The 23,711-nt window shown below is 65.0% G+C and carries 28 protein-coding genes; 12 read left to right on the top strand and 16 right to left on the bottom strand.

The window, feature by feature from the left end:
• Positions 1–58 precede the first annotated feature (58 nt).
• Positions 59–895, bottom strand: a complete 837-nt coding sequence (locus DESFRDRAFT_RS18070; RefSeq protein WP_005996367.1) for a ribonuclease H-like domain-containing protein — start codon at positions 893–895, stop codon at positions 59–61.
• Between the two features lie 144 nt (positions 896–1,039).
• Here DESFRDRAFT_RS18070 and DESFRDRAFT_RS18065 point away from each other — a divergent pair, with 144 nt between their 5' ends.
• Positions 1,040–2,023 carry an SAM-dependent methyltransferase gene (locus DESFRDRAFT_RS18065; RefSeq protein ID WP_005996365.1) on the top strand — a complete coding sequence of 328 codons (984 nt, stop codon included), beginning with the start codon at positions 1,040–1,042 and terminating at the stop codon, positions 2,021–2,023.
• A gap of 171 nt (positions 2,024–2,194) precedes the next feature.
• Here DESFRDRAFT_RS18065 and argB read toward each other — a convergent pair whose 3' ends face one another.
• From argB to DESFRDRAFT_RS18030, 7 genes are all read right to left on the bottom strand, one after another.
• Entirely contained in the window at positions 2,195–3,088 is an 894-nt protein-coding gene (gene argB / locus DESFRDRAFT_RS18060) for an acetylglutamate kinase (RefSeq protein WP_043795273.1), read from the bottom strand.
• 225 nt (positions 3,089–3,313) lie between these two features.
• Complete coding sequence (gene hslU / locus DESFRDRAFT_RS18055; RefSeq protein WP_005996360.1) at positions 3,314–4,699, bottom strand: ATP-dependent protease ATPase subunit HslU; 1,386 nt, start codon at positions 4,697–4,699, stop codon at positions 3,314–3,316.
• A gap of 102 nt (positions 4,700–4,801) precedes the next feature.
• Positions 4,802–5,341, bottom strand: coding sequence for an ATP-dependent protease subunit HslV (gene hslV, locus DESFRDRAFT_RS18050; protein ID WP_005996358.1), 540 nt, complete (start codon positions 5,339–5,341; stop codon positions 4,802–4,804).
• A 149-nt stretch (positions 5,342–5,490) separates the two neighbouring features.
• On the bottom strand, positions 5,491–6,234 hold the full coding sequence (locus DESFRDRAFT_RS18045) for a methyltransferase domain-containing protein (RefSeq protein ID WP_233489654.1): 744 nt from the start codon (positions 6,232–6,234) through the stop codon (positions 5,491–5,493).
• A gap of 377 nt (positions 6,235–6,611) precedes the next feature.
• Positions 6,612–7,166, bottom strand: coding sequence for an O-acetyl-ADP-ribose deacetylase (locus tag DESFRDRAFT_RS18040; RefSeq protein WP_005996354.1), 555 nt, complete (start codon positions 7,164–7,166; stop codon positions 6,612–6,614).
• 63 nt (positions 7,167–7,229) lie between these two features.
• Complete coding sequence (locus DESFRDRAFT_RS18035; protein WP_005996352.1) at positions 7,230–8,489, bottom strand: M16 family metallopeptidase; 1,260 nt, start codon at positions 8,487–8,489, stop codon at positions 7,230–7,232.
• A 9-nt stretch (positions 8,490–8,498) separates the two neighbouring features.
• Complete coding sequence (locus tag DESFRDRAFT_RS18030) at positions 8,499–9,608, bottom strand: sigma-54-dependent Fis family transcriptional regulator (RefSeq protein WP_005996350.1); 1,110 nt, start codon at positions 9,606–9,608, stop codon at positions 8,499–8,501.
• A 167-nt stretch (positions 9,609–9,775) separates the two neighbouring features.
• On the opposite strand from DESFRDRAFT_RS18030, the gene pspA reads away from it, so the two are divergent.
• The 5 genes from pspA to pspC all read left to right on the top strand — a co-directional run bounded on the left by pspA (position 9,776) and on the right by pspC (position 12,094).
• Positions 9,776–10,456 (top strand): phage shock protein PspA, encoded by a 681-nt coding sequence (gene pspA, locus DESFRDRAFT_RS18025; RefSeq protein WP_005996348.1) that lies wholly within the window; start codon positions 9,776–9,778, stop codon positions 10,454–10,456.
• A 198-nt stretch (positions 10,457–10,654) separates the two neighbouring features.
• Complete coding sequence (locus tag DESFRDRAFT_RS18020) at positions 10,655–10,909, top strand: hypothetical protein (RefSeq protein ID WP_005996347.1); 255 nt, start codon at positions 10,655–10,657, stop codon at positions 10,907–10,909.
• Positions 10,906–11,337 carry a PspC domain-containing protein gene (locus tag DESFRDRAFT_RS18015; RefSeq protein ID WP_005996344.1) on the top strand — a complete coding sequence of 144 codons (432 nt, stop codon included), beginning with the start codon at positions 10,906–10,908 and terminating at the stop codon, positions 11,335–11,337. The genes DESFRDRAFT_RS18020 and DESFRDRAFT_RS18015 overlap by 4 nt, the downstream gene beginning before the upstream one ends.
• A 125-nt stretch (positions 11,338–11,462) precedes the next feature.
• Positions 11,463–11,711, top strand: a complete 249-nt coding sequence (locus tag DESFRDRAFT_RS18010; protein WP_005996342.1) for a hypothetical protein — start codon at positions 11,463–11,465, stop codon at positions 11,709–11,711.
• The gene (pspC, locus tag DESFRDRAFT_RS18005) at positions 11,708–12,094 is read left to right on the top strand and encodes an envelope stress response membrane protein PspC (protein ID WP_005996340.1); all 387 of its coding nucleotides are present in this window, start codon (positions 11,708–11,710) and stop codon (positions 12,092–12,094) included. The genes DESFRDRAFT_RS18010 and pspC overlap by 4 nt, the downstream gene beginning before the upstream one ends.
• A gap of 192 nt (positions 12,095–12,286) precedes the next feature.
• On the opposite strand, the gene DESFRDRAFT_RS18000 is transcribed toward pspC, so the two are convergent.
• The 3 genes from DESFRDRAFT_RS18000 to DESFRDRAFT_RS17990 all read right to left on the bottom strand — a co-directional run bounded on the left by DESFRDRAFT_RS18000 (position 12,287) and on the right by DESFRDRAFT_RS17990 (position 14,855).
• Positions 12,287–12,940: a flavodoxin family protein gene (locus DESFRDRAFT_RS18000; protein ID WP_005996338.1), complete on the bottom strand. Its 654-nt coding sequence runs from the start codon at positions 12,938–12,940 to the stop codon at positions 12,287–12,289.
• A 275-nt stretch (positions 12,941–13,215) separates the two neighbouring features.
• The gene (tmk, locus tag DESFRDRAFT_RS17995) at positions 13,216–13,851 is read right to left on the bottom strand and encodes a dTMP kinase (RefSeq protein WP_005996336.1); all 636 of its coding nucleotides are present in this window, start codon (positions 13,849–13,851) and stop codon (positions 13,216–13,218) included.
• The gene (locus DESFRDRAFT_RS17990; protein ID WP_043795268.1) at positions 13,827–14,855 is read right to left on the bottom strand and encodes a 3'-5' exoribonuclease YhaM family protein; all 1,029 of its coding nucleotides are present in this window, start codon (positions 14,853–14,855) and stop codon (positions 13,827–13,829) included. The genes tmk and DESFRDRAFT_RS17990 overlap by 25 nt, the downstream gene beginning before the upstream one ends.
• Before the next feature lie 117 nt (positions 14,856–14,972).
• Between DESFRDRAFT_RS17990 and surE the strand changes: the two genes are divergently transcribed.
• From surE to DESFRDRAFT_RS17975, 3 genes are all read left to right on the top strand, one after another.
• Complete coding sequence (gene surE / locus DESFRDRAFT_RS17985; RefSeq protein WP_005996333.1) at positions 14,973–15,749, top strand: 5'/3'-nucleotidase SurE; 777 nt, start codon at positions 14,973–14,975, stop codon at positions 15,747–15,749.
• A 173-nt stretch (positions 15,750–15,922) separates the two neighbouring features.
• A complete protein-coding gene (locus DESFRDRAFT_RS17980; protein WP_005996330.1) occupies positions 15,923–16,888 on the top strand; it encodes a diguanylate cyclase in 966 nt (321 codons plus the stop codon).
• Between the two features lie 426 nt (positions 16,889–17,314).
• Positions 17,315–17,797: a hypothetical protein gene (locus DESFRDRAFT_RS17975; RefSeq protein ID WP_005996328.1), complete on the top strand. Its 483-nt coding sequence runs from the start codon at positions 17,315–17,317 to the stop codon at positions 17,795–17,797.
• 25 nt (positions 17,798–17,822) lie between these two features.
• Here DESFRDRAFT_RS17975 and motA read toward each other — a convergent pair whose 3' ends face one another.
• From motA to DESFRDRAFT_RS17950, 5 genes are all read right to left on the bottom strand, one after another.
• The gene (gene motA / locus DESFRDRAFT_RS17970; protein ID WP_005996327.1) at positions 17,823–18,689 is read right to left on the bottom strand and encodes a flagellar motor stator protein MotA; all 867 of its coding nucleotides are present in this window, start codon (positions 18,687–18,689) and stop codon (positions 17,823–17,825) included.
• A 24-nt stretch (positions 18,690–18,713) separates the two neighbouring features.
• The gene (locus DESFRDRAFT_RS17965; protein WP_005996326.1) at positions 18,714–19,781 is read right to left on the bottom strand and encodes a flagellar motor protein MotB; all 1,068 of its coding nucleotides are present in this window, start codon (positions 19,779–19,781) and stop codon (positions 18,714–18,716) included.
• A 185-nt stretch (positions 19,782–19,966) separates the two neighbouring features.
• Positions 19,967–20,245 carry a 50S ribosomal protein L27 gene (gene rpmA / locus DESFRDRAFT_RS17960; RefSeq protein WP_005996325.1) on the bottom strand — a complete coding sequence of 93 codons (279 nt, stop codon included), beginning with the start codon at positions 20,243–20,245 and terminating at the stop codon, positions 19,967–19,969.
• A 24-nt stretch (positions 20,246–20,269) separates the two neighbouring features.
• Positions 20,270–20,578, bottom strand: coding sequence for a 50S ribosomal protein L21 (gene rplU, locus DESFRDRAFT_RS17955; protein ID WP_005996324.1), 309 nt, complete (start codon positions 20,576–20,578; stop codon positions 20,270–20,272).
• Positions 20,579–20,610: 32 nt separating this feature from the next.
• Complete coding sequence (locus DESFRDRAFT_RS17950) at positions 20,611–21,513, bottom strand: PHP domain-containing protein (RefSeq protein WP_005996323.1); 903 nt, start codon at positions 21,511–21,513, stop codon at positions 20,611–20,613.
• A 100-nt stretch (positions 21,514–21,613) separates the two neighbouring features.
• Here DESFRDRAFT_RS17950 and DESFRDRAFT_RS17945 point away from each other — a divergent pair, with 100 nt between their 5' ends.
• Genes DESFRDRAFT_RS17945 through DESFRDRAFT_RS17935 form a run of 3 tightly spaced genes read left to right on the top strand, consistent with a single transcriptional unit; the run spans position 21,614 to position 23,685 of the window.
• Positions 21,614–21,817, top strand: a complete 204-nt coding sequence (locus DESFRDRAFT_RS17945; protein WP_005996322.1) for a Trm112 family protein — start codon at positions 21,614–21,616, stop codon at positions 21,815–21,817.
• A 44-nt stretch (positions 21,818–21,861) separates the two neighbouring features.
• Positions 21,862–22,287, top strand: a complete 426-nt coding sequence (locus DESFRDRAFT_RS17940; protein WP_005996321.1) for an Hsp20/alpha crystallin family protein — start codon at positions 21,862–21,864, stop codon at positions 22,285–22,287.
• Between the two features lie 57 nt (positions 22,288–22,344).
• Positions 22,345–23,685, top strand: a complete 1,341-nt coding sequence (locus tag DESFRDRAFT_RS17935; RefSeq protein WP_005996320.1) for a trypsin-like peptidase domain-containing protein — start codon at positions 22,345–22,347, stop codon at positions 23,683–23,685.
• Positions 23,686–23,711: the final 26 nt, after the last annotated feature.

The raw sequence follows: 23,711 nt of genomic DNA, 5'->3' as shown, positions 1-23,711 counted from the left end.
TGGCGCGATTGACGAATTTGAAAAAAAGTTGCGCGGACCACGGTCCGTGGCCGGAAACTTACTTGCGGCCGATGGCCCAGGACAGCCGGCGCAGCACATCCGGGTCCGGGGCGTGGGGATTGTGCCCGGGGTGGGGAATGGGCAGGGCGTAGCGCCCGGCAAAGGGCGTCGTCTCGAGCAGCTCGTTTATGGCGTGGGCCAGCAGCACCGGCAGGGCCAGCACGTCGGCGGCGTTGTAGGCGAGCAGGGTTTCCATGAGCGCCGGATCGCCGCGTTTCATATACTCCCGCCACAACACCACGGCGAAATAGCCGTCGACCCCGGTCAGGTCGCCCCGGTCCACGCCGTAGCGCGCCTCGCACTTTTTGAGCCCGCCCTTGACGCCGATGCCGGTGAGCACGTTGCGCAGGTCGATGTGGGCCTTGGGCAGCGTGGCCCGCAGGTGCGAACGCAGGACCGGCGCGTCGAAGCAGCGGCCGTTGAAGGTGACCAGCACCTTGCTCTCCAGGATGTCCGTGGCGAAATCATGGAGGTTTTGGCCGTGGGCATAGGTGCGCACGGTGTGGATGCCGTCGTAGAGGGATACGGCCGTGACCTCGTTTTGGGGCGTGCCGTCGGTTTCGATGTCCACGCAGGCAAGGCTGTCGCGGAAGTCGAAAAAAAGCCGCCAGGCCTCGGCCGGCGGCAGGCGTTCCCCGAAAAAGTCGGCGTCGCCGGCGGCGAGGCGTTCCTTGGAGGCAAGCAGCTCGTCGCGCCACATGGGAGCCTTCACCGAGGCCAGGGGAGGCGTGTCGGCGTCGAGGAAATCGTCCCAGGTCAGGATGCCGGCCGCCCACAGGCGGCGCTCGGTGGAAGGTCCAAGGCCGGGCAGATGCAGAAAGGTATGCTGCAACACGGAGTCGGGCTTACGCGTTTTGCGCGCCGGGCTCAACCATGGCCGGCCGGCATGACGGCATCAAACCTGCAAGGGTTACGCCGACCCGGATTATTTTGCCGCCGGGTCGTTATCGTCAGTCCTCAGTCCAAGGAAGGAGCGCGCATGCCGCGACAGACAGACGCCCTACGATCCAGCCGACCGAATTTTGACGCCCGGGAAGTCCGGGAAACCGTCATTGCCCGCGAGGCCTTCCGCCCCGGGCCGCTCGCCGATGATTTCGAGCGCTTGGCCAGCCCGGCCATGCCCATGAGCGAACCCGACATTTTAAGCCTTCTGCTCAAGTACTTTTATGCCGTGCTCTACCCGGGCTCCGAGGGCCATGCCGTGCCCCTGGAGGAAGTCAGCCTGCAACTGGGCCGGTTTTACGACCTGTGGTCGGAATACGGCCCGGATAGCATGCCGCCCCTGCCCGGCGACCTCAGCGCCTATCCGCTGCGCATGCTGGCCGATCTGCCGCGCACGGCCCATATTTTCCGGTCCGTGGCCAACCGGCCCCTGCCGCCGGCCCTGGTCCAGGACCCGTACCTCGGCATCGACTGCGGCACCGGCACCGGCATCCTGCTGGCCGCCGGCTGGCTCCAGGCCAAGCGCAACGGCGTGGTCGAAACCCAGCTCTACGGCATCGAATGCGATGCGGACGTGGCCCGCCGCACCGGGGAAGTGCTGGCGGGGCTCGGCATCGGAGCCACGATCGAGGCCGACGCCCGCGATCCGGCCGTGTACGCCGGACTGCCCGACGGCCCCGTGGCCTACGTGGCCAACGAAAACGTGGCCGCGCCCACGTCCAGGCTTACGGCCGAACCTTTTTGCGCCATCCACGCCGCCCTGTTCTCCGTCCTGTCCAGGCGGCTCAAGCACGCGTTCTTCTTCCCCGAAGCCCTGGTCGTGCGCGACCGGGACGCGGAACTCGACGTGGTGCTCTCCAAAAACAACCGCTTCCAGATCCCGCGCCACTACCGGCACCTGCGCCCCCGGCCCCGTTCCATCGTCCTCGAAGGCCGGCTGACGCGACTGTGGCAGATCGGCAAATCCTTCCGCCAATACATCCCCGAAGCATGGCTCTCCGCCATGCCGGGGCGATGGTAGAAAAGTTTAGGAAAGAAACAGTGCGAGAGGGGGACCCTTTTTGAAAAAAGGGTCCCCCTCTCGCGCTCTCCCCTCCCAAAAACTTTTAACGGTGGTAGGTTGTTATCGTTGAAAGTTGTTGGAAAGGGGGAGAGAATCTTTCCACGGGAAAGTTTTTTCCCCAGCCTGCTTTTACAGTTCGCACCTTTTACAGACGATCTCCGTGCCGATGCCGGAGTTGGTAAAAAATTCGAGCATGATGCAGTTCTCCACCCGCCCGTCCAGGATGTGCGCCTTTTCCACGCCCGCATCCACGGCCTCCATGCAGCACTGGACCTTGGGGATCATGCCCCCGGTCAGCATGCCGGTGGTGATGGCCTGCGAGGCTTCCCGGATGTCCAGGGAGGAAATGAGCGTGCGGTCCTTGTCCAGGACCCCGGCCACATCGGTGAGGAGCACCAGCCGTTTGGCCCCGAGCGCCGAGGCCACGGCCCCGGCCACGGTGTCGGCGTTGATGTTGTAGGTCGCGCCATTCTCGTCCACGCCGACCGGGGCGATGACCGGAATGAACCCCTGGCCGAGTAGGGTGGTGATGAGCGTGGTGTTGATGCCCGTCACCTCGCCCACCTTGCCGAGGTCGATGATCTCGGGCGGCGCGTCGCCCTTCTCGATGACCATCTCCAGCTTGCGCGCGGCGATGAGGTGGCCGTCCTTGCCGGACAGGCCCACGGCCGAACCGCCGTTTAAGTTCAGCAGGTTGACGATGTTCTTGTTGACCTTGCCGACCAGCACCATCTCCACCACGTCCATGGTGGCGTCGTCGGTGACGCGAAGGCCCTGCTTGAACTCGCTGACGATGCCGAGCTGCTTGAGCATATGCCCGATCTGCGGCCCGCCGCCGTGCACGATGACCGGATTGATGCCGATGTACTTGAGCAGGATGATGTTGAGGGCGAAGCTCTTTTGCAGCTCCTCGTCCACCATGGCATGCCCGCCGTACTTGATGACCACCGTCTTGCCGAAGAACTTGCGGATGTAGGGCAGGGCTTCAAGCAAAAGCCGCGCCTTGGCGTGTTCGCGTCCCATCATGTGCCGCACTCCAAAAGTGGTGTAGAGAGCTTATTTCGCGAGAATTTTCTGGGGGGAAACTTTTCTGAAGAAAAGTTTCCCCCCAGACCCCCTTTCCAAAGACTTCTAATAGAAAAGAGCTAACGGTGTAACACGGATAACGTTAAAAAGTTTAGGAAGGGGAGAGCGCGAGAGGGGACAACCCTTTTTAAAGGGTTTCCCCTCTCGCACCCTCTTCCTCTCCTACAAAATATACCGCGATAAATCACGATTCTCGGCCACGTCCACCAGCTTGTCGCGGACGTAGGCCGGGTCCACGACCACGGTCTGGCCGTTCTGGTCGGAGGCCGCGAACGACAGGTCGGAGAGGATTTTCTCCATGATGGTGTAGAGCCGCCGGGCGCCGATATTTTCCGTTTCCTCGTTGATGCGCTGGGCGAACTCGGCCACTTCGCGCAGGGCCTCGTCGGTAAAGTCCAGCGTCACGCCTTCGGTGCCGATCAGCGCCTTGTACTGCACGGTCAGCGCGTTTTTCGGCTCGGTCAGGATGCGGTAGAAATCCTCGGCCGTAAGCGCCCGAAGTTCCACGCGCAACGGAAAGCGGCCTTGCAACTCCGGCACGAGGTCCGACGGCTTGGAGAAGTGGAACGCGCCGGCGGCGATGAAAAGGATGTGGTCGGTTTTCACCATGCCGTACTTGGTGTTGACCACGCAGCCCTCGACCACGGGGAGCAGGTCGCGCTGCACGCCCTCGCGGGACACGTCCGGGCCCGATCCGCCGCCGGCCTGCTTGCCGCAGATCTTGTCGAGCTCGTCGATGAAGATGATGCCCGTCTGTTCCACCCGCTCCTTGGCCGCCTCGGCCACCTTGTCCATGTCCACCAGCCGGTCGGACTCTTCCTGGAGCAGCACCTCGTAGGCGTCGCGCACCCGCATGTTGCGGGTCTTTTTGCGCTGCGGAAACACCTTGGAAAACATGTCCTTGAATTGCATGCCCATGTCTTCCATGCCCGGCATGGACATGATTTCCACCTGGGGCGAGGCCACGGAGACCTCCACGGGCACGATGCGGTCATCGAGCTTGCCTTCGCGCCAGAGTTTCCTGAGCTTTTCCCGGGTGCTCGCGCCGGCGGGCTCGCTCGGCGTCGCGGCCATGGCCGGGGCCTCCAGGGCGGCCGGCATGGGAATGGGGTTTTCCCCGCCGCGCTGGGACTCGGGCAAGAGCAGGTCGAGCAGGCGCTCCTCGGCGGCCTTTTCCGCTTTGGCCGCGACCCGGTCGAGCTCTTCCTTGCGCACGAGGTTCACCCCGATTTCCATCAGGTCGCGCACCATGGACTCCACGTCGCGGCCCACGTAGCCGACCTCGGTGAACTTGGTGGCCTCGACCTTGAAAAAGGGCGATCCGGCGAGCTTGGCCAGGCGTCTGGCGATCTCGGTCTTGCCCACGCCCGTGGGGCCGATCATGATGATGTTTTTCGGCGCGATCTCGTCGCGCAGGTTCGGTTCGATCTGCTGGCGGCGCCAGCGGTTGCGCATGGCGATGGCCACCATGCGCTTGGCGTCCTTCTGGCCGATGATGTATTTGTCGAGTTCGGAAACGATCTCGCGCGGCGTCAAACTGGCGTGCATGCGCTCTCCTTGCAATATGTCCGCCGCATCCTTGAAATTCGGGACGCGGCTTTTGAGACCGACATATTTCTTAAAAAATACGGGTGTATTTTTTAAGGGAAGTTAGCGGTCAATGGTCTCCACCACAATGCGGTCATTGGTGTAGACGCAGATTTCCGAGGCAATGCCCATGGCTTTTTCCACGATTTCCCTGGGGCCCATGTCCGTGTTGCGCAAAAGCGCCCGGGCCGCGGCCAGGGCATAGGGACCGCCCGAGCCGATGGCCGCCACGCCGTCATCGGGTTCGATCACGTCGCCGTTGCCCGACAACAGCAGCACATTGCCCGCGTCGGCCACGATGAGCATGGCCTCCAGCCGGCGCAGATACTTGTCCTTGCGCCAGTCCTTGGCCAGCTCCACGCTCGCGCGTACCAGATTGCCGCTGAACTCCTCCAGCTTGGCCTCGAAACGCTCGAACAGCGTAAAGGCGTCCGCCGTGGACCCGGCAAAGCCGATGACCACCTTGTCCTGATAGATGCGGCGCACTTTGCGCGCGCCATGCTTCATGGCCACCGACTGGCCAAGCGTCACCTGTCCGTCGCCGGCCACGGCCACGCCGGCATCCGTGCGTACGGCCAGAATCGTCGTTCCACGTAAATCCATGCGAGTGCAACTCCTTTGGGGAGGAGGTGAAGACGGAGGAGGAACCGGGGGAGGGGACCCCTTTTTGAAAAAAGGGGTCCCCTCCCCCGGACCCCCACCCTCCCCAAAAACTTTCAAAGGGGTTAGTATGATTAAATAATTGTATAAAATTAATGTATTGCAGTGAAAAAGAATCGGGGGAACCGGAAAATGACCCGCGCGTTTTCCTGAAGCGGGTATTGTGTGCGCACCTTGGCCAGGACCGCCTGTTCGAAGTCCTGTTTCCTCTCGTCGGGGAGGGCCGCGAGGTAGGGGCGAAGGCCCGTGCCCCGGTACCAGTCGAGGATGGCCTCGTGGGACTCCATGACGTGATAGTAGGTCGTCTCCCACATGGTGAAGGACGCGGCGAGCTTCGCCAGCAGGTCGAAATAATGGCCCTGGGTGAGGGTGTGGAAAACGCGGGGATTGGGGAAGGCGTCCTTCCAGGCGTCGCTGGTGACGAGTTCCCCGATGATTTTGTGGATGGGCTCGTGCTGGTTCATGGGAATCTGCACGGCGAGCACGCCGCCGGGCGCAAGCAGGCCCATCATGTTTTTAAGCAGCGCCTTGTGGTCCGGGACCCACTGGATGCAGGCGTTGGAGAAGACGACGTCGTAGCCGCCCTCCAGGCTTTCCAGCTCCTTGCCCGCGTCGCACAACTCGAAATCGATTTCGGAATGCGCCTGCCTGGCGCTTCCGATCATTTCGGGCGAGCTGTCGATGCCGCGCACCCGGGCCCGGGGAAAGCGCCTGGCCAGCACCTCGCTGCTGTTGCCCGGCCCGCAGCCCACGTCGAGGACCCGCTTCACGTCCTCTTTTTCGATCCTTCCGGCCAGATCGATGGACGGCTGGGTCCTTTCATCCGCAAATTTCAAATATTGTCCCGAATCCCATTTCACCCTTGTACTCCTGCGTGCCTTTCACGGGCCATCGTGGTGCCGGAATTTGCCTGGCGGCTTGCCGCGAAGCGGCATGCGACGCCGGGAAAATTCCGGCACCACACGCGGGCTCCGCCCGCAACCGGGCTTTCGCCCGTCACAGTCCCTTCCAGCTCCCTTCGCCCCATCTCCCACCCCGCCAAAGCCGGATGGGGGGACCGGGGGGCGCGCCCGCCCCCCGGCGGTGAGGTCCCGGAGAGGCAGCGCCTCTCCGGGCGGGGTCCGGGGCAGCGCCCCGGCAGGGCCTGCCAGAGCCCGGCAGGGCTTGGCAGAGCCCGGCAGGGCTTGGCAGTGCCCGGGTTCTTCAACGCAAATTACCCAAATAAGGCATCCGCGGCCGAACGCCAGAGGTCGTAGGCATATTTTCCGTGCAGATAGACGCGAACTTCCCGGATCGAGCCGGCCGTGAGCGCCTCGGCCATGGCGGTCAGGGCGATGGGCGCGGCTTTTTCCACGGGAAATCCGTAGACGCCGGTGGAGACGGCCGGAAAGGAGATGCTGGACAGGCCGTTTTCGATGGCCCGGGCCAGGGATTCGACGTAGGCCGAACGCAGCCTTTCGGGTTCGCCTTCGTTGCCGCCGCGCCAGATGGGGCCGACGGTGTGGATGATGTGGCGCGCGGGCAGGTCGAAGCCCGGGGTGATGACGGCCCCGCCGGCGGGAAGCCGGCCGATTTCGGCGATGATGGCGCGGCAGGCTTCCGGCAGCCCCGGTCCGGCGGCCCGGTGGATGGCTCCGTCCACGCCGCCGCCGCCGGCCAGGGCGGAATTGGCGGCGTTGACGATGGCGTCGGCGTCGTCCTTGGTGATGTCGCCTTCGATCAGGCGCAGAATTCCTTGGGCAAGGGCGTAGGTCTTTTCGAGCGACATGGCGTTGGCCTCCTTATGGGCGGCCGTGCCCGGGTTTCGTGTCGCGTCTTTACTGATGCGGCACTACGGGAGCGCGGCGGCCGGTCCGAGGATGCAAATTCCCGCGTTTTCTTCGGTGAAGGCGGCGCGGGCGATGCCGGCCAGATCGGCCGGCGTGACGGTGTCAAGGGCGGCGGCGGTCTCGGTGAGCGGGATGTGGCGGTCGAAAAGCAGGGTGTTGCGGGCCAGGCGCATCATGCGGTTCTCCGTGGATTCCGCCCCGAGGTAGAGCAGTCCCTTGAGGTGTTCGCGGGTGTGCTCCAGCTCTTCCTTCGTTACCGCGCCGTCGGCCACGGCGGCAAGCTCGGCGCGCACCACGTCGATAAGTTCCCTGGTGCGTTCCGGTTCCACGGCGGCCTGTATCTCGAAGATGCCGGTTTCGGCCAGGGCGTTGACGCCGGCGTAGATGGAGTAGGCCAATCCCCGGCGTTCCCGGACTTCCTGGAACAGGCGCGAGGACATGTTGCCGCCGAGAAGCGTGGCCAGGATGGTGTGGCCGAAGCGTTCCGGGCTTTTGTTGCCGACCGAGGGGTAGGACAGGATGACGTGGTTTTGTTCGCTTTCCCGGCGCACGGCCAGCCGCGGCGGGGTGTACGTCCCGACGCCGCTCGGGGTCGGGGCGGAAACGGCCGGCAGGCGGCCGAAAGTTTTCTCGACCATGGCGACCTGGGCGTCGTGGTCCACCGAGCCGGCCGCGACAATGGCGATGGCGTCGGGGCGGTAGCGGGTTTTGCGCCAGGCGTTCAGGGCCTTGGGCGTCGCCGCCATGACGGAGGCCGGCGTGCCGGTGATGGGATGGGCGATGGCCGGGTTGGCCCAGGCGGCGGCCCAGAAATCCTCGTGCACCTTGTCTTCGGGCGTTTCCTCCACCATGGAGATTTCCTGGACGATCACGCCTTTTTCGCGGGCCAGTTCCTCGGGGTCCAGGGCCGGGTTGAGCACGATGTCGGAAAGCACGGCAAAAGCCCGCTCCATGTGGGCGTCCATGACGCGGATGTGGAAGCAGGTGGCCTCGCGGGAGGTAAACGCGTTGGCGAGCCCGCCCAGGATGTCCAGCTCCTTGGCGATGGCCAGGGCGTCGCGGCTGGCGGTTCCCTTGAAGGCCATGTGCTCCCACAGGTGGGCCATGCCTTCCTGGCCGGGGGCCTCGTGGCGGGAACCGGCCTCGATCCATATGCCGAGGCTGGCGGTTTTCACCTGGGGCATTATCTCGGTGGCCACGCGCACGCCGTTTGGCAAACGGACGGCGCGACACGAAATGTCGGATGGGGCTTGATGCGGCATCGGCTGGGGCTACGGGGCTTTGCGTCCGGCGTCAAGCGCCTGGGCGTACTTGCGATAAAGCCCCCGGAACTGGTGGTAGGTGAGCCCCAGGGCCTCGGCCGCGCGGCGCTGGTTGCCGCCCGCGCGCGCCAGCGCCCGGCGCAGCAGGTCTGTTTCGAAGGCGGCAATGGCTTCGGGCCATGGAGGGAGGGATGCCTCCGGCGGCCAGGAGGGGCTTTGCCCCTCCTGGACCACCCCAACAGGGCTCTGCCCCTGCACCCCGGCAGGGCTCCGCCCCTGCACCCCGCCGGGGGGAATAATTCCCCCCGGGCCCCCTTTAATAGGGGATGGTGTGATTCTGTCTTCCTGGTCAAAGGGGTCAATGGCCACGTGATCTATGCGGGGGCCGTGGGCCTCGAACACGGCCCGCTCCACGGTGTTTTTGAGCTCCCGGATGTTGCCGGGCCAGTCGTGGGCGGCAAGCGCGGCCAGGGCGGCGGCGGTGAAGCGGGGCGGCTCGGGCCGGCCGAGTTCGGCGGCGAACCGGGCGGCGAAGCGTTCGGCCAGATAGGCGATGTCGCCGTGGCGGCTGCGCAGGGGCGGCACGATGAGCACGGCAAATGCGAGGCGGTCGAGGAGATCCGGCATGAGCCGGCCGCGTCGCACCAGCTCGCGCGGGTCGACATTGGTGGCGGCAACGATCCGGGCGTCCACATTGACGGGTTCGCCGGCCCCGATGCGTTCGATGGCCCCGTATTCCACGGCCCGCAGCAGTTTTTCCTGCACGGCCCGGGGCGCGGCTTGCAGTTCATCGAGGAAAAGCGTGCCCTGGTCGGCCATCTCGAACCGGCCGAGCCGGCGTCTGGCCGCTCCGGTGAACGCCCCGGCCTCGTGGCCGAAGAGTTCGGATTCCAGGAGCGTGCGGGGCAGCGCCGCTGGATTGACGACCACGAAGGGCCCTTCCCAGCGTGGGGAGTGGAAATGGAGCCGGGCGGCGGCCAGCTCCTTGCCGCTGCCGCGCTCGCCGACAAGCACCACCGGCCGGTCGACCCGGGCCACGGCGGCCACGCGCTCCATGAAGGCCAGGAAGGCGTCGGACTGGCCCAGGGCTTCGACGAGGCCGGGGGTGTCGGCTGTCATGGTAAAATTAACCTCATATGTGGCAAGATAAACTCAATTTTGGTCTTATTCGCAACAGGTATTTTTCGCCGATGGCGTAACACAGTGAAATTACGGCACACCAGCTCTGGCACGGCCCTTGCCTATGGAAAAACGTCGCGCGACATTTCGCGCACCGGAGGTATGCCATGGGTATTTTCAGTCGCTTCAAGGATATCATCAATTCCAACATCAACGCCATGCTCGACAAGGCCGAAGACCCGGAAAAGCTCATCCGGCTCATGATCCAGGAAATGGAGGAAACCCTCGTCGAGCTCAAGGCCGATTGCGCCCGCACCATGGCCCAGGCCGCCAAGTCCGGGCGTGGCTTGGACGCCGTGCGGGAACGCGCCGCCCGCTGGGGAGAGAAGGCCGAGCTGGCCGTGGACAAGGGCCGCGAGGACATGGCCCGTGAGGCGCTGATGGAAAAGCGCGCCCTGGAAGGCCGGGCCGCGACCCTGGCCGAAGAGCAGGCCGCCATCGCCGGCATGGTCGACGCCTACCGCGAGGACATCGGCCGGCTCGAGGAAAAGCTCGCCTCGGCCAAGGAACGCCAGCGCACGCTTCTCCACCGCCATCTGCGGGCCACCGGCAAGAAGCGCGTGCGTGAGGACATCTCCCGGGCCGATTCCGCCGAGGCCCTGCTGCGCTTCGAGGAATTCGAAAACCGCATCGAACGCATGGAGGCCGAGGCCGAGCTGGCCGGTTCGCCCGGCGTCACCCGCCGCCCGGCCGAAGGCGAATCCCTGGAAGCGCGCTTCGACCGCCTGGCCGCCGACGACGAAGTGGAACAGGAACTGGCCCGTATCAAGGCCCGCCGGGCCGAATAGGGAAGGGGGGAGATGGAATGCCTCCGGCGGCCGGGGGGAAACTTTTTTCAAAAAGTTTCCCCCCCGGACCCCCCTTCAAAAACTTTCAAAGGGGGTTCGGGAACGTGATGTCGCCCGGACCTCTTGACGGGGGGGAAAGGGAAGGTCAGCCTGGGACGATACAGCCGGCGGGCGTTGCCGGCGCATGAAGGAGAAAATGTGTACGGGCATCATGCATTTTTTTACGGGGGCGGCCATTTCCTCTGGCAAATCCTGCTCATCGTGGTGGTCATCGCGGCCATCGCCGCCCTGCGCCGTCGCCGTGACCGGGTGGAGCGGGCCGGACGCGATGCCGACACCGAGGCCGTGGCCCTGCTGGAAGAGGTCCAATCCACCCTGTCGCGGCTGGAAGACCGGGTCCGCAATCTGGAGACCCTGATGGAACGGGACGCGGACAAGCGAGGCAAGTCATGAGAAACCGTGGTTGCTGTAGCGGACGGCGGGACAGCCGCCGCATCGTAAGCCCTCCCCGCCCAGGCTTCGACCGGGGCGGCCGTCCCCGCCGCGAAGGCCTTTTCAGCGGCGGCTTCGCCTGGCTCGCCGGCTGGCTCGGGCTGCCGACCTGGGTGGTGCTGGCCTTTTTCGTGGTGCTCTTTCTCACCGTGGGCTGGCCGGCGCTGATCATCTATCTGGCCTGCGCGCTGCTCCTTCGCCCTGAACCGCAATACGCGGCCGAGCCGCGCACCATCGACGTCACCGGCGTCCGGCTGGACGCGCAGGCCCGTACCGTGCGCGACCGGGCCCAGGATCTCGAGGCGCGCATCGGCCGCCTGGAATCCCACGTGACCTCCAAGGAATTCGACTTCGACCGCCGCCTCGGCGAGACCGGGGGGAGGAAGTAGGATGCCGGGGGAGGGACCTTTTTGAAAAAAGGTCCCTCCCCCGGACCCCCTCCCCGAAAAACTTTCACGGGGGCGCGGGGGAATGTGGAAGCCTTGCCGGTAAGAAGGGCAATAAGGAAACGAAAATGATGGGACTGATTACGGCATTGGTCATGGCCGGAGCCACGGTGGTCGGGTTGGTGATCCTGGGGACCATTTTCCTGCTCGGCATCCGGCTGGTCCGCCCGGGCGCGCCCAAGCCCCGGGGCAATGATGCCGAGGAGGCGCAATTGCTCCAGGAAATCCACCGCAGTCTGTCCCGGCTGGAAGACCGCGTGGAAAACCTCGAAGCCCTGGTGCTCGATCCGGGGCGCGGCAGGGAGGACGGACAATGAGGCATTACAGCCAGTTGCGCTTAAGCCAGCTCTACCGCTCCCGCTCCGGCATGTTCCTTGGCGTGTGCAAGGGGCTGGCCCGTTTTCTGGACGTGCCGGTCTTCTGGATGCGGGTTTTTATCGTTATCCTGACCTTTTTCACGGGCGTGTGGCCCATGGTCGGGGCCTACCTGATCGCCGGTTTCGTCATCAAGCCCGAGCCCGTGCTGCCTCCTGACTCCGACGAGGAACGGGCTTTTTACGACGACTACGTCTCGTCGCGCACCCATGCCCTGGCCCGGGTCAAGCGCCGCTTCGACCGGCTGGATAAGCGCATCCGGCGTCTCGAAGACCACGTCACCTCGCGGGAGTTCGACTTTGACCGCCGCCTGCGCCGTTCCTGAAAAGGAAGAGATGCGAGAGGGGGACCTTTTTTGAAAAAAAGGTCCCCCTCTCGCGCTCTCCCCTCCCAAAGACTTTTAACGGTGACAAGCTGTTATCGTTAAAAGTCTTTGGAAAGGGGGTCCGGGGGGAGAACCTTTCTGCAAGAAAGGTTTCCCCCCGGTTCTCTCTTTCACTCTTAAGGCGTCGAGGCCCTAGGCGGGCAACCCCTGGGCCAACCGCCGTCCGAGTTCGCGGGCTTTTTCGCAGTCCTTGGGAAAGACTTCCTCGTGCCGTTTGGCCTTGGCCGCCGCGTCCCAGACCGTGGACAGGTATTTGGAATAGTCCGAGAATTGATAGGTGTCCGTGCAGCAAAACAGCTCGCAGGCCCCGAAGGTGTGGGCCATCAACCCGCGCATGCGCTTCATGAAGATGTCGTAGCCCCACTTGGGTATCTCTTCCTCGGGGACGTTCATTGTGTACACGAGGGCCGTCGGGATCTTGCGCGTGGAAAGTGACGCGTAGCCCGGGGTGTAGGTCAGGTAGGGGAAGGTCAGGCGCTCGAAAAACGACCGCATCATGCCGGTTTCCGCGCCGAAATAGATCGGCGTACCGCAGATGAGCGCGTCGGCTTGCCAGGCTTCCTCGAGAAGCGGCGTCAGGCCGTCCTTCACCGCGCAGCGCCCGTAGTTCTTGCCGCCGATCTTCTTGCACTCGAAGCAGCTGATGCAGCCCTTGTAGTCCAGCTCGTACAGGTGGACGAGCTTGGTATCCGCGCCGCCTTCCCTGGCCCCCTCGAGGGCGTTTTCAAGCAGGGTGGCGGTGTTCCATTTCTTGCGCGGGCTGCCGTTTATGGCCAGAATGTTCATGGGAACCTCCAATGTTGTACCGGGAGATTCCCTATTCTTACGGTCCGCTTTCCCCGCGCGCAATCAGGCACTCGTTCGTGCCTTAAGCACCTTGTGGGAAGAGGAAGGAAAATGCGAGAGGGGAACCCTTTTTGAAAAAAGGGTTCCCCTCTCGCGCTCTCCTCTCCCAAAAACTTCTAACGGTGACAAGCTGTTATCGTTAAGAGTCTTTGGAAGGGGGGCCCGGGGGGAAACCTTTCTGCAAGAAAGGTTTCCCCCCGGTTCCTTTCTTAAACCTATTCACTCATACGGCTGGAGACGGCGGCCCAGACGGCCTTGGCCACGGTGGCGACGTCGGGGGTGGCGTCGATGACGGCGTAGCGTCTGGGGTGCAGGCTGGCCAGGGCCAGGTAGCCGTCGCGGATGCGGGTATGGAAGTCGATGTCTTCGGCTTCGAACCGGCCTTCGGTGGCGCAGTTGCCGGTCTTGAGGTTGCGGGCCAGGGCGCGGCGCAGGCCCTGTTCCGGGTCGAGGTCGAGGAGGATGGTGCGCTGGGGCCAGGCGCCGGCCACAGCGATGTCGTTGAGTTCGTGGAGCATGGCCACGTCGAGGCCCCGGCCGTAGCCCTGGTAGACCACGGTGGAATCGGCGAACCGGTCGCACAGGACGATGTGTCCGGCGTTTTGGGCGGGGCGGATGACCTCGGCGATGTGCTGGGCCCGGTCGGCCAGGTAGAGGAACAGTTCGGCCCGGTGGTCCAGGTTCTTGGTCTGGGTGGAGAGCAGGATGGAGCGCAGCGTTTCCCCCAGGGGACAGCCGCCGGGCTGGCGCGTGGTGACGACGCTCTTGCCGGTCGCTTCCAGGGCGGACTTCAGGAGCGTGATCTGGGTGGACTTGCCCGAGCCTTCTATGCCTTCAAAGGTAATAAACATTGGGCGTCCTTTTCCCGGGGCTTGTTGTTTTTGGTCGGGGTTTCGCGCGGCGTTCGCGGCGGGTTGTAGAGGTAGCGTTCCAGGGTGCGCACGTAGGGCGACCATTGCCCGGGGTCCTCGGATTCGAAGGTGCCGAAGATCTGGTTCATTTTGGCGTCGATATTGTCGGCGAAGTGCAGCACGAAGGCTTCGGCGGTCTTGGGCCGCCGGGGCGAGCCGTATTCGTATTCGCCGTGGTGGGCCACCAGGATGTGCTTGAAGTGGAGCGCCAGTTCCGGCTCGATGTTGGATTTCCTGAGCAGCGGCTCGACCAGTTCCAGGGTGATGACGATATGGCCGAGCAGCCGGCCGGCGTCGGTGTAGTCCCGGGCCGGGCCGGAAGTGAGTTCCCAGGCCTTGCCCAGGTCGTGGCACACGGCGGCGGCGAGCAGGGTGTCGCGGTCCAGGGCCGGGTAGCGGTCGCAGATGGAAAGGACCAGCTGGGCCACGGAAAGCGTATGTTCGAGCAGACCGCCCCGGTAGGAGTGGTGGACGTTTTTCGCGCCCGGCGCTTCGATGAGCTTGTCCCGGAAATCAGGGTGGGACAGGACCTTGGCGCAGAATTTGCGCCAGGGGGCGTGGGATATTTCGGCCCGGCACAGTTCGGTGAGTTTTTCCAGCAGCCCTTCGGGCGGTTCGTCGCTCGAGGGCACGAACAGGGCCAGGTCCGGGGTGTATTCCTCGGGCGCGAGCACCCGCAACCGCTCGATGTTGACCTGCGGCCGGTCGCGGTAGGCTCCGACCTGTCCCTCGACAAAGGCGAACTGTCCGGCGGCCAGGTCGGCGTAGGACTGGGCGGCCGGACTCCATATCTTGGCTTCGATCTCGCCGGAAGCGTCCTGGAGGACGAGTGTCCAGAAGGGGCCGTTCTTTGCTTGTCCAAGCCGGGCCGCGCCGAGGAGGAACACGTCTGCGGCGGGCTGCCCCGGGACGAGGTCCTGTATGAACTGTGTTTTTTGGGTCACGGTGGTGTCGTTGCTGTTGCGGAAAGAAAGAAAATTGCCCGGCGGCGGGGCGGTTGTCAATCCCGGCTGCCTTGGGCATAGTGCCACGGCCGGGGGAAACGCTCCGGGGGAGTTGCCATGCGCATTTTGTTGACAAACGACGACGGCATCCAGGCCGTCGGCATCCGCGACCTCTACAAGGGACTCGTGGCCGCCGGCCATGAGGTCACGGTCGTCGCGCCCATATCCGAACAGTCGGCGGTGGGGCACGCCATCACCATCGCCATGCCGCTTCGGGTCAAGGAATTTTCGGAAAACGGCTTCAAGGGCCTGGGCGTTTCCGGCACGCCGGCCGACTGCGTCAAGCTGGCGCTCACGACCCTGTGCCCGGCCCCGCCGGACGTGGTCGTTTCCGGCATCAACGCCGGAGCCAACGTCGGGGTGGACATCATCTATTCCGGCACGGTCTCGGCCGCAACCGAAGGGGCGCTCATGGGCTACCCGGCCGTGGCCGTGTCCCATGACGACTACGCCCCGGTGAACCTGACCGGGCAAGGCCGCTATGTGGCCGATTTTCTGGCCAACCGTCCCTGGGAGGTCGCGCCGCCGCGTTGCGTGCTCAACCTCAATTTTCCGTCCTGCCCGGTGGACGAGGTCAAGGGACTGCGGCTGTGCCCGCCGACCTCCGCCGTCTATAACGACTGGTACGTCACCCGCCAGGACCCCCGCGGCCGGAACTATTACTGGCTGACCGGCGTCATTCCCCCCGATGCGCTCTCGCCCGATACGGACCGGGCCATTCTCACGGAAGGCTACGTCACGCTCACGCCGTTGCGTTTCGACTTCACGGACAGGGACACCATGGAGCGTCTGGCCGGCCGCGTGCGCGCCGCAGCGGGAGGCCAGGCCGGCTGATGGTTGCTTTTTTCTCCTGTTGGGGCATGATGCAAAACGTGACAGGTACTGTGTTTGGCCTGCCGGATCACGTCACGACGTTCGCGCCGCTTCAGTCGGCGGGCGTCTCTCCGGCATAGCCGCGCGGCGTGCGCCGTGTGTTTTTTGGCCAGGCAACACGCACCGGGATCGGCATGAACATCCTGATCGTGGACGACTCCGACTCTTCCCGCCTGCTGCTGTCCACCATTCTCAAGGGGGCCGGCTACGTCGAGCCGTTATGCGCCGGTTCGGCCGGCGAGGCCTTGGCCCTGCTCGACGAGCGGTGCCGCAAGTACGATGCCCCGGACGTGGACCTCGTGCTCATGGACGTGGTCATGCCGGACATGGACGGCATCGACGCCACCCGGCTGATCAAGGCCGATCCGCGCCTTCGCGACATTCCCGTCATCATCGTCACGGTCAAGGACGAGGCCGGCAGCCTGGAGCGCGCCTTCGAGGCCGGGGCCATGGATTTTCTGGCCAAGCCCGTCAACAGCATGGAGCTGCGGGCGCGGGTCCGCTCGGCCCTGCGGCTCAAGGAAGAGATGGATCAGCGCAAGGCCCGCGAACGCGAGCTCGAGGCGCTCACCCGCAAGTTCGAACAGCTCTCCAACCAGGACGGGCTGACCGGCGTGCCCAATAGGCGTTGCTTCGAGGACGTCTTCCACAAGGAATGGCTGCGGGCGCGGCGTGAAGGCATGCCGCTTTCGGCGCTCATGATCGATATCGACTTTTTCAAGAACTACAACGACACCTACGGCCATCTGCAAGGCGACCTGTGCCTGCGGCAAGTGGCCGAAGCCATCGAGGCGGCGCTGAAGCGGCCGGGCGATTTCGTGGCCCGCTACGGCGGCGAGGAGTTCGTGGCCTTGCTGCCCGGCACCGACCTGGCCGGGGCCCTGTCCATCGCCGGACTGATCCGGGGCAACGTGCGCGCGGCGGCCATCGAACACGCCAGTTCCCCGGTGTCGGAAATCATCACCGTCAGCATCGGCATCTCGGGCATCGTTCCCAACAAGGACATGGAGCCAGAAGCGCTGCTCGCCGCTTCCGACGCGGCCCTCTATCAAGCCAAAAGCGGCGGCCGCAACCGCGTCGAAGTCCGCCCCCCCGCGTAACGCGGCGACGAAGAAGAAACGCCTCCGGCGGCCAGGGGGAAACTTTTTGAAAAAAGTTTCCCCCTGGACCCCCTTCAAAAACTTTCAACGGGGATAACGCTTAAAGTTGAATCATAACGATCTGTTATGGTTTGATAGGCGTTGTTGTATTCGATGGGGACGGCTTGATTCCTCATCCTTTTGCAAGAGAAGATCATATGCGGGGGGAGGGAAGACCGCATACGGGGCAAGAGTTATGAGCATCCCACTACGTAGCGTACGCAAGGGATCGCTCCCGTATATGGCGCGGGTGGCCTGGGCCGGCGGACGGGGGAGCGAACGCGAAGGCGTATTCTTCGAATATGCGCCGCGCGCGGCCGCTCCCCCGTCCGCCGGCCGTCAACCGACCCATAGGGAAAAAGCCTCACCGCAATGACGGGGAATCGCATGAAACGGATGCCGATGCTGCCTGTCTTGTTGCTCACGGTGTTGGCCGTGGCGGGCTGTTTTGCGCCCAAGGCCCAGGAGGCGGCCCGCAACTGGCGGCCGCTCGGGGTCGGCGGGCTGACCCTCGATGCGCTGCTCGCCGTTTCTCCTTGCGTGAAAAACGTGGTCTGGGAGACGTTCGCGGGCGATCCCGGCCAGACCGTGGTCCGGGCCTCGGTGGAATACGATCCGGCCCGGGCGGCGACCGGCTGCCCGAAGCTTGAGAAGGATGACGCCCTGGCCAAGCGGCTTTTTTTGATCCTCGATCTGGCCGTGACCGCCGCTACCGGCGACGTGGCCTTTCTGGCCGCCAAGGCGCAAGCCTACAACGCGGACGGCTACTTCGAGGAATACTGGCTCGATATCGGCGTGGTGGCCGACATCGCGGCCAAGGCCTTTCCCATTCCCTGCGCCGACATCGTCCTGCCCGTCTATTTGCGCTGAAGGCCGACCGGGCTTTCGCGGCGCGCTACTTGCCCTTGCTGATCTTGATGGCCTCTTCCAGCTCCTCGAAGGTGGGGCGCTTGTGGATGGGGATGGCCCGGCGGCCGGCCTCCAGGGCCACGGGCGGCGGGTTGCCGCCCACGAAGGCCGTCAGCGACGCCTTGGCCGTCAGCAAGATGGCCTCGGTTTCCTTGGCCCGGTGCTCGATGTTGGTGGCGATGGGCGCGACGAAGCCGTAGGCCATGAGCACGCCGAGAAACGTGCCGACCAGCGCCGCGCCGATGCTGTGGCCGAGCACTTCGGCCGGCTCGTTGATCTTGCCCATGGTGAGAACGACGCCGAGCACGCAGGCCACGATGCCAAGGCCCGGCAGGGCGTCCGCGGTCTTGGAAATGGCGTGGGACGGGACGAGCTCCTCGTGCACCGTGGCTTCGATGTCCGCGTCCATGATGCTCTCGAATTCGTGGGCTTCGATATTGACCGTGGAGAATATCCGCATGGTGTCGCAGATAAAGGTCAGCACTTCGTGGTTTTTCTTGTTTTTGGCGAAGTTGCTGAAAATGGGGCTTTCCGCCGGCCGTTCCACGTCTTTTTCGATGGCCACCAGTCCTTCGCGGCGGATTTTCATATAAAGCCCCGACAGGGTGGTGAGAAGCTCCAGGTAGTAGGCCTTGCTGGTGGTCATGCCGCCGAAGATGGACAGCGCGCCCTTGAAGGTGGCCCCGAGCACGTCCTTGGGGGCGCTTAAGACCAGCTGGCCCAGCGCGCCGCCGCCGATCATGAGCATTTCCGGCGGGGCGGCCGAAAGAAGCAGATCGAAATTGCCTTTTTCCAGGATGAAACCGGCCAGGATGCAGCCGATGACGATGAGGATGCCGATGATTGCGAACATAGTTTCGCCCTGGAGTCGCCGCGCCTAGAACTGGCTCTCGGTCGACCGGTCGTAAAGGTTGTCGATCTGCTGCTCCAGGACATCGCCAACGCTCGGCGTCTTGGGCGTGACCACGGCCTTGCTCTTTTCCACGCCGCCTGTGCCGTCGTCGGCGCCGGGGCTCCCCGCGCCGCCCGCGCCGCCCGCGCCACCCACGCCGCCGACGGCCTTCTCGCCGGGTTTGGGCTGCCGGTAGAGCAGGAGGCTTATGCGGCGGTTTTTCGGATCGTACAGATTGCCGGGAACATAAGGCCTGGTGTCGGCATAGCCGGTAACCGCGGCCACCTGGTCGGGGGAGAGGCCCTGCTGGATCATCATCCGCCTGGCCGCGAGCGCCCGACCGGCGGAAAGGTCCCAGTTGGTGTAGGTGCCGGAATAGCGGTAGGCGTCGGTATGGCCCTCGATGGCCACCTTGACGCCTTCCTTTTTGATGACGTCGGTGACGGCGGCCAGGATGCGCTTGGCGTCGGGCAAAAGCGTCACGCCGCCGAGGTCGAACAGCGGCCGGTCGGCCTTGTCCATGATCTCGATGCGCACCTTGTCGTTGCTCTGGGTGACGGACACCTGGCCGGCCAGCTCCGGGACGTCCTTTTGCAGGGCCTGTTCGAGCTGTCCTTCCAGGGCCTTGGCCGCGGCGTCGGCCTTGGCCGCCGCTTCGGCCCGTCGCTTGGCCTCGAGGCGCTTGCCGCCGTCGAGGTCGCCGGTATCCTGCCCCGCGCCGCCGGAGGGCTCCTTGCCGCCCCGGTCGATGGCCACGTCCGGGCGTTCGTCCTGGCTGCCGACGACGACGGCCGGCGGGCCGAGCCCCCCGGAATCGAGCAGCTGGGACGAGGGGCCGGGGTTCTGGAACAGGCTGAAGTCGTTGAAGTAGGAGGCGAGCTGTTCTTTTTTTTCCTGGGGCACCATGTTTAAAAGCCACATCAGCAGGAAAAAGGCCATCATGGCCGTGACCAGGTCGGCGTAAGCGACCTTCCACGAGCCGCCGTGGGCGCCGCCCGCGACCTTTTTCACCCGCTTGATGATGATGTTGGCTTTCTGCCCCTGTTCCGCCATGGGACCTCCGTCCTAGCCCTATCGGCCGATTCGGCCGAACCGTTTAGGGATCGGATGCTTGAGCATAAAACTACGCATCCCCCGCGCAAAGGGCAACCGCCCGGACGGAAACGCGGCGCCCAACGCGAAAAGGGCGAGGGGATAACCCCCCGCCCGAGAAAAAAAGGCGTGATACGCGCGAAAGGCTACTGGGTGGTGTCGGAAGCCGGTACGACCAGCACCCGGGTCTTGACCTGCTTGTTGCGCAGGTACTTCTCGAACTTCACCACGCCGTTGACCAGCGCGAACAGGGTGTAGTCGCGGCCCATGCCCACGCCCTCGCCGGGGTGGAACTTGGTGCCGAGCTGGCGCACCAGGATGTTGCCGGCGACGACCTGCTGGCCGCCGAAGCGCTTGACGCCGCGCCGCTGTCCGGCGCTGTCGCGGCCGTTTCTGGAACTGCCGCCCGCTTTTTTATGTGCCATGTCGGGGCTCCTTAAAACTGCGGCCTAGGCCTGGATGGACTGCACCTTAAGCGTGGTGTAGCTCTGGCGATGGCCTTGCTTTTTATGGGAATCCTGCCGGCGGCGCTTGTGGAAGACCATGATCTTCTTGCCTTTGACGTGCCCGGCAACCTCGCAGGTCACGGCCGCGCCGGCAACATAGGGCGCGCCCACCTTGACCTCGGGGCCGCCAACCAGCAGCACCTTGTCCAGAACGTATTGGGAGCCGGCTTCGGCCGGAAGCAGGTCCACGGTGATGGTGGCCCCTTCCTGGACCTTGTATTGCTTGCCGCCAGCCATAACGATTGCGTACATGGGTTTGACCTCCGATAGGGAAGAGGCGCTTTTTACATTGCCCCGGGGGGTTGGTCAAGCCCTTTTTCTTCGTCCGGGGCCAATCCGGCCTGGCGCTTGGCCTGCCTTGCCCGCAGCAGGTCCAGGACGGAGATGTCCACCCGCAGGTTGCCCCGGCCGCGCCCCAGCTCGATTTCCGGCTTGGCGTCGCCGTGAAAGTCCGAGCCGCCCGACACGCCGAGTCCCAGCTTGCGGGCCAAGGCCAGATATTCCAGGGTCTGGGCCTGGGAGTGCTCGGGATAGAAGGCCTCGATGGCGTCGAGCCCGAGATCGCGGTAGCGCCCCGCCGTCTCGGCCAGCGCCGGCCCGGCCAGCCCCAGGATGTAAGGGTGGGCCAGCACGGTCAGCCCGCCTTCGCCGTGGATCAGCTCCACGGCCCGGCCGAAGGTCAGCTTGTCCTTGGGCACGTAGGCCCGGCCGTAGGTCCCGAGGTAGCGGGTGAACGCCTCCTTGAAGCTCGTCACCGCGCCCATGGACACGAGGACCTGGGCGATGTGCGGCCGTCCGACCGCTCCCCTGGCCAGGGCCGTGACCGTGTCGTATTCGATGGGAATGCCGCATTCGCGCAGCTTGTCGAGGATGCGGCGGTTGCGGTCGTGGCGGCGGCTGCGCAGGTAGGCCAGCGCCTCGGCCAGGGGGCCGGGGGCGTCGGGCAGGAAAAGGCCCACCAGATGCACCGACCTGTCGCCGTCGGCCACGGACAGTTCGACTCCGGACACCACGTCCACGCCGTATCTCTCGCCGGCGGTCCGGGCTTCGGCCAGTCCCTCCAGGGTGTCGTGGTCGGTGAGCGCCACAGCGGCGAGGTTTTTTTGCGCGGCCAGGGCCACCAGGTCCCCGGGGGCGAACGTGCCGTCGGAGGCCGTGGAATGCGTGTGCAGGTCAATAAGCGCCATGAAGTCAGCATAGCCCGGCGCGGCGACATTGTGAACCTCCGTTGCGTCCGGCCTTCGATTTGGCTATCACTGGCCCACACTCTCGCAAAGGAGACGCCCTGTGACCATTAATCCCGATCTGCTTACCATTCTGGCCTGCCCCAAATGCAAGGGCGAGCTTACGGTTCTCGGCGAGGGCGAAGGCCTTGCCTGCAAGCCCTGCGGCGTTGTCTACCCGGTGCGCGACGACATTCCCATCATGCTCGTCGAGGAAGCCGTGCCCCAGGCCGAGTGGGATGCCGGCAAACGTTCGGTCAAGGATTGATGCAAAAGCCCGGGGAGGTTTCCCCCGGCTAAATGGAGCCGCGCATGGCCAAGCTGCATTGGAGCCCGTGGATGGCCCTGTCCGAAATCCGGGCGGAGGCCGAGGGCATCGCCCTGGAACCGGCCGGCATGAAAGAGGCCGCCTATGCCTGGCAGCCGGTGGCCGACGTGATGGAAACGGCCGAGGATTTCCGCGTCGTGCTGGAACTTCCGGGCGTGGCCCGCGAGGATGTTTCCGTGGAGGCCCGGGGCCGGTTTCTGGTGGTCGAGGGCCGGCGGGCCTTTGAAAAGGATGCCTGCGGCGTGTACCAGATCCTCGAACGTTCCTACGGTCCGTTTTGCCGTCGGTTCGCCCTGCCCAAGGGCGTGTCCCGGGCGGAGATCACGGCCGTGATGAAGGACGGGGTGCTGGAGATCGTCGTGCCCAAGGTCCGGCCCGAACGCCTGCGCCGCCGTATTCCCATCAACTGACGGCCGGTTTTCCGCCGTTTTCCCTTTCCTTTCGCATTTCCCGCCCGGAGGCTTTTCGTGCGACGTCTTTTCCCGTTTTCTTTTTGCGTTCTGGCCCTCGTGTGCGCCGCGACGCCGGCTCTGGCCGGGCGCGAGGCCCGGGTGACGCCCGTGGTCACGGCCGTTCGCGCCGTGGCCCCGGCCGTGGTCAACATCACGGCCGCCCGCACCGTGGAGCGCCGGGGCCCGGCCATGGGGCCCTTTTTCAATGACGAGTTTTTCCGCCAGTTCTTCGGACCGGGATTTGGCGGTCCCCAGCGCGAGACCCAGGAAAGCCTGGGCTCGGGCGTGATCATCGACGGGGCCAAGGGACTCGTTTTGACCAATGCCCACGTCATCGCCGGCGGCGCGTCCATCAAGGCCCGGCTTCTCGACGGACGGGTCCTCGACGCCTCCCTCGTCGGCTCGGACCCGGATTTCGACGTGGCCGTGCTGCGCCTCAAAACGGGCGGCAAGAACCTGCCCCAGGCGACCATGGGCGACTCCTCCGACATCATGATTGGCGAGACGGCCATCGCCATCGGCAACCCCTTCGGCTACACCAACACCGTGACCACGGGCGTGATCTCGGCTGTGGGGCGTTCGCTCAAACACGAAGGCGGGGCCTACGCCAACCTCATCCAGACCGACGCGGCCATCAATCCCGGCAACAGCGGCGGTCCGCTGGTCAACCTCGCCGGCGAGGTCATCGGCATCAACATGGCCATCCAGGCCGGGGCCGAGGGCATCGGCTTCGCCATCCCCATCAACAAGGCCCGCCGTGTGGTGGAACAGATCGTCGGCGGCCACGGCGTGACCCCGGCCTGGCTCGGCCTGTCCGGCCAGGACGTGGACGCGCGCCTGGCCCGCTACTTCGAGCTGGACCGGCCGCGCGGCATGCTCGTGACCGAAGTGGCCGAGGGCTCGGCGGCGGCCAAGGCCGGGCTGCGCCGCGGCGACCTCATCACCGCCGTCGGCAACACGGACATCGACGACAAGGACCAGTACCTCGGCATCCTGCGCACCTCGCCCGTGGGCGACGCGCTCAGCCTGACGGTGCGGCGCGGCAAGGGCGAAACGCGCCTTTCCGCCGTGCCCACGGCCTTTACGGACAAGGAAGCCGTGGCCGTGGCCGGACAGCGCTGGGGACTTTCCGTCTCGGTCGGCAAGGGCGTCACCGTCACCGGCGTCACGCCCGGCTCGCCGGCGGCCAAACTGGGCCTGCGCCCGGGAGATGTGCTGGTGCAGATCGGCGGGGAAAAGCTGGCCGGACAAAAGGAATTCACCCGGGCCGTGTACCTCTCGCGCATGAACCGGCAGGTCATCATGCTGATCGAACGCGGCGGCCGCGGCTACTACGCCCGCATGGGCGTTGTATAGGAGAGGGGGATGATGCGAGAGGGGGA

The organism is Solidesulfovibrio fructosivorans JJ] (assembly GCF_000179555.1).
In the GTDB taxonomy this organism is placed as follows: domain Bacteria; phylum Desulfobacterota; class Desulfovibrionia; order Desulfovibrionales; family Desulfovibrionaceae; genus Solidesulfovibrio; species Solidesulfovibrio fructosivorans.
Note: the sequence above shows the minus strand (reverse complement) of the source record. Positions and strands in the feature narration are given on the sequence as shown.

Excerpts from the sequence above, each read along its gene's own strand:
- DESFRDRAFT_RS18065 (WP_005996365.1), top strand. The coding sequence starts at position 1,040 with ATGCCGCGACAGACAGACGCCCTACGATCCAGCCGACCGAATTTTGAC.
- argB (WP_043795273.1), bottom strand. The coding sequence starts at position 3,088 with ATGGGACGCGAACACGCCAAGGCGCGGCTTTTGCTTGAAGCCCTGCCC.
- hslU (WP_005996360.1), bottom strand. The coding sequence starts at position 4,699 with ATGCACGCCAGTTTGACGCCGCGCGAGATCGTTTCCGAACTCGACAAA.
- hslV (WP_005996358.1), bottom strand. The coding sequence starts at position 5,341 with ATGGATTTACGTGGAACGACGATTCTGGCCGTACGCACGGATGCCGGC.
- DESFRDRAFT_RS18040 (WP_005996354.1), bottom strand. The coding sequence starts at position 7,166 with ATGTCGCTCGAAAAGACCTACGCCCTTGCCCAAGGAATTCTGCGCCTG.
- DESFRDRAFT_RS18035 (WP_005996352.1), bottom strand. The coding sequence starts at position 8,489 with ATGCCGCATCAAGCCCCATCCGACATTTCGTGTCGCGCCGTCCGTTTG.
- DESFRDRAFT_RS18030 (WP_005996350.1), bottom strand. The coding sequence starts at position 9,608 with ATGACAGCCGACACCCCCGGCCTCGTCGAAGCCCTGGGCCAGTCCGAC.
- pspA (WP_005996348.1), top strand. The coding sequence starts at position 9,776 with ATGGGTATTTTCAGTCGCTTCAAGGATATCATCAATTCCAACATCAAC.
- DESFRDRAFT_RS18015 (WP_005996344.1), top strand. The coding sequence starts at position 10,906 with ATGAGAAACCGTGGTTGCTGTAGCGGACGGCGGGACAGCCGCCGCATC.
- DESFRDRAFT_RS18010 (WP_005996342.1), top strand. The coding sequence starts at position 11,463 with ATGATGGGACTGATTACGGCATTGGTCATGGCCGGAGCCACGGTGGTC.
- pspC (WP_005996340.1), top strand. The coding sequence starts at position 11,708 with ATGAGGCATTACAGCCAGTTGCGCTTAAGCCAGCTCTACCGCTCCCGC.
- DESFRDRAFT_RS18000 (WP_005996338.1), bottom strand. The coding sequence starts at position 12,940 with ATGAACATTCTGGCCATAAACGGCAGCCCGCGCAAGAAATGGAACACC.
- tmk (WP_005996336.1), bottom strand. The coding sequence starts at position 13,851 with ATGTTTATTACCTTTGAAGGCATAGAAGGCTCGGGCAAGTCCACCCAG.
- surE (WP_005996333.1), top strand. The coding sequence starts at position 14,973 with ATGCGCATTTTGTTGACAAACGACGACGGCATCCAGGCCGTCGGCATC.
- DESFRDRAFT_RS17980 (WP_005996330.1), top strand. The coding sequence starts at position 15,923 with ATGAACATCCTGATCGTGGACGACTCCGACTCTTCCCGCCTGCTGCTG.
- DESFRDRAFT_RS17975 (WP_005996328.1), top strand. The coding sequence starts at position 17,315 with ATGAAACGGATGCCGATGCTGCCTGTCTTGTTGCTCACGGTGTTGGCC.
- motA (WP_005996327.1), bottom strand. The coding sequence starts at position 18,689 with ATGTTCGCAATCATCGGCATCCTCATCGTCATCGGCTGCATCCTGGCC.
- DESFRDRAFT_RS17965 (WP_005996326.1), bottom strand. The coding sequence starts at position 19,781 with ATGGCGGAACAGGGGCAGAAAGCCAACATCATCATCAAGCGGGTGAAA.
- rpmA (WP_005996325.1), bottom strand. The coding sequence starts at position 20,245 with ATGGCACATAAAAAAGCGGGCGGCAGTTCCAGAAACGGCCGCGACAGC.
- rplU (WP_005996324.1), bottom strand. The coding sequence starts at position 20,578 with ATGTACGCAATCGTTATGGCTGGCGGCAAGCAATACAAGGTCCAGGAA.
- DESFRDRAFT_RS17950 (WP_005996323.1), bottom strand. The coding sequence starts at position 21,513 with ATGGCGCTTATTGACCTGCACACGCATTCCACGGCCTCCGACGGCACG.
- DESFRDRAFT_RS17940 (WP_005996321.1), top strand. The coding sequence starts at position 21,862 with ATGGCCAAGCTGCATTGGAGCCCGTGGATGGCCCTGTCCGAAATCCGG.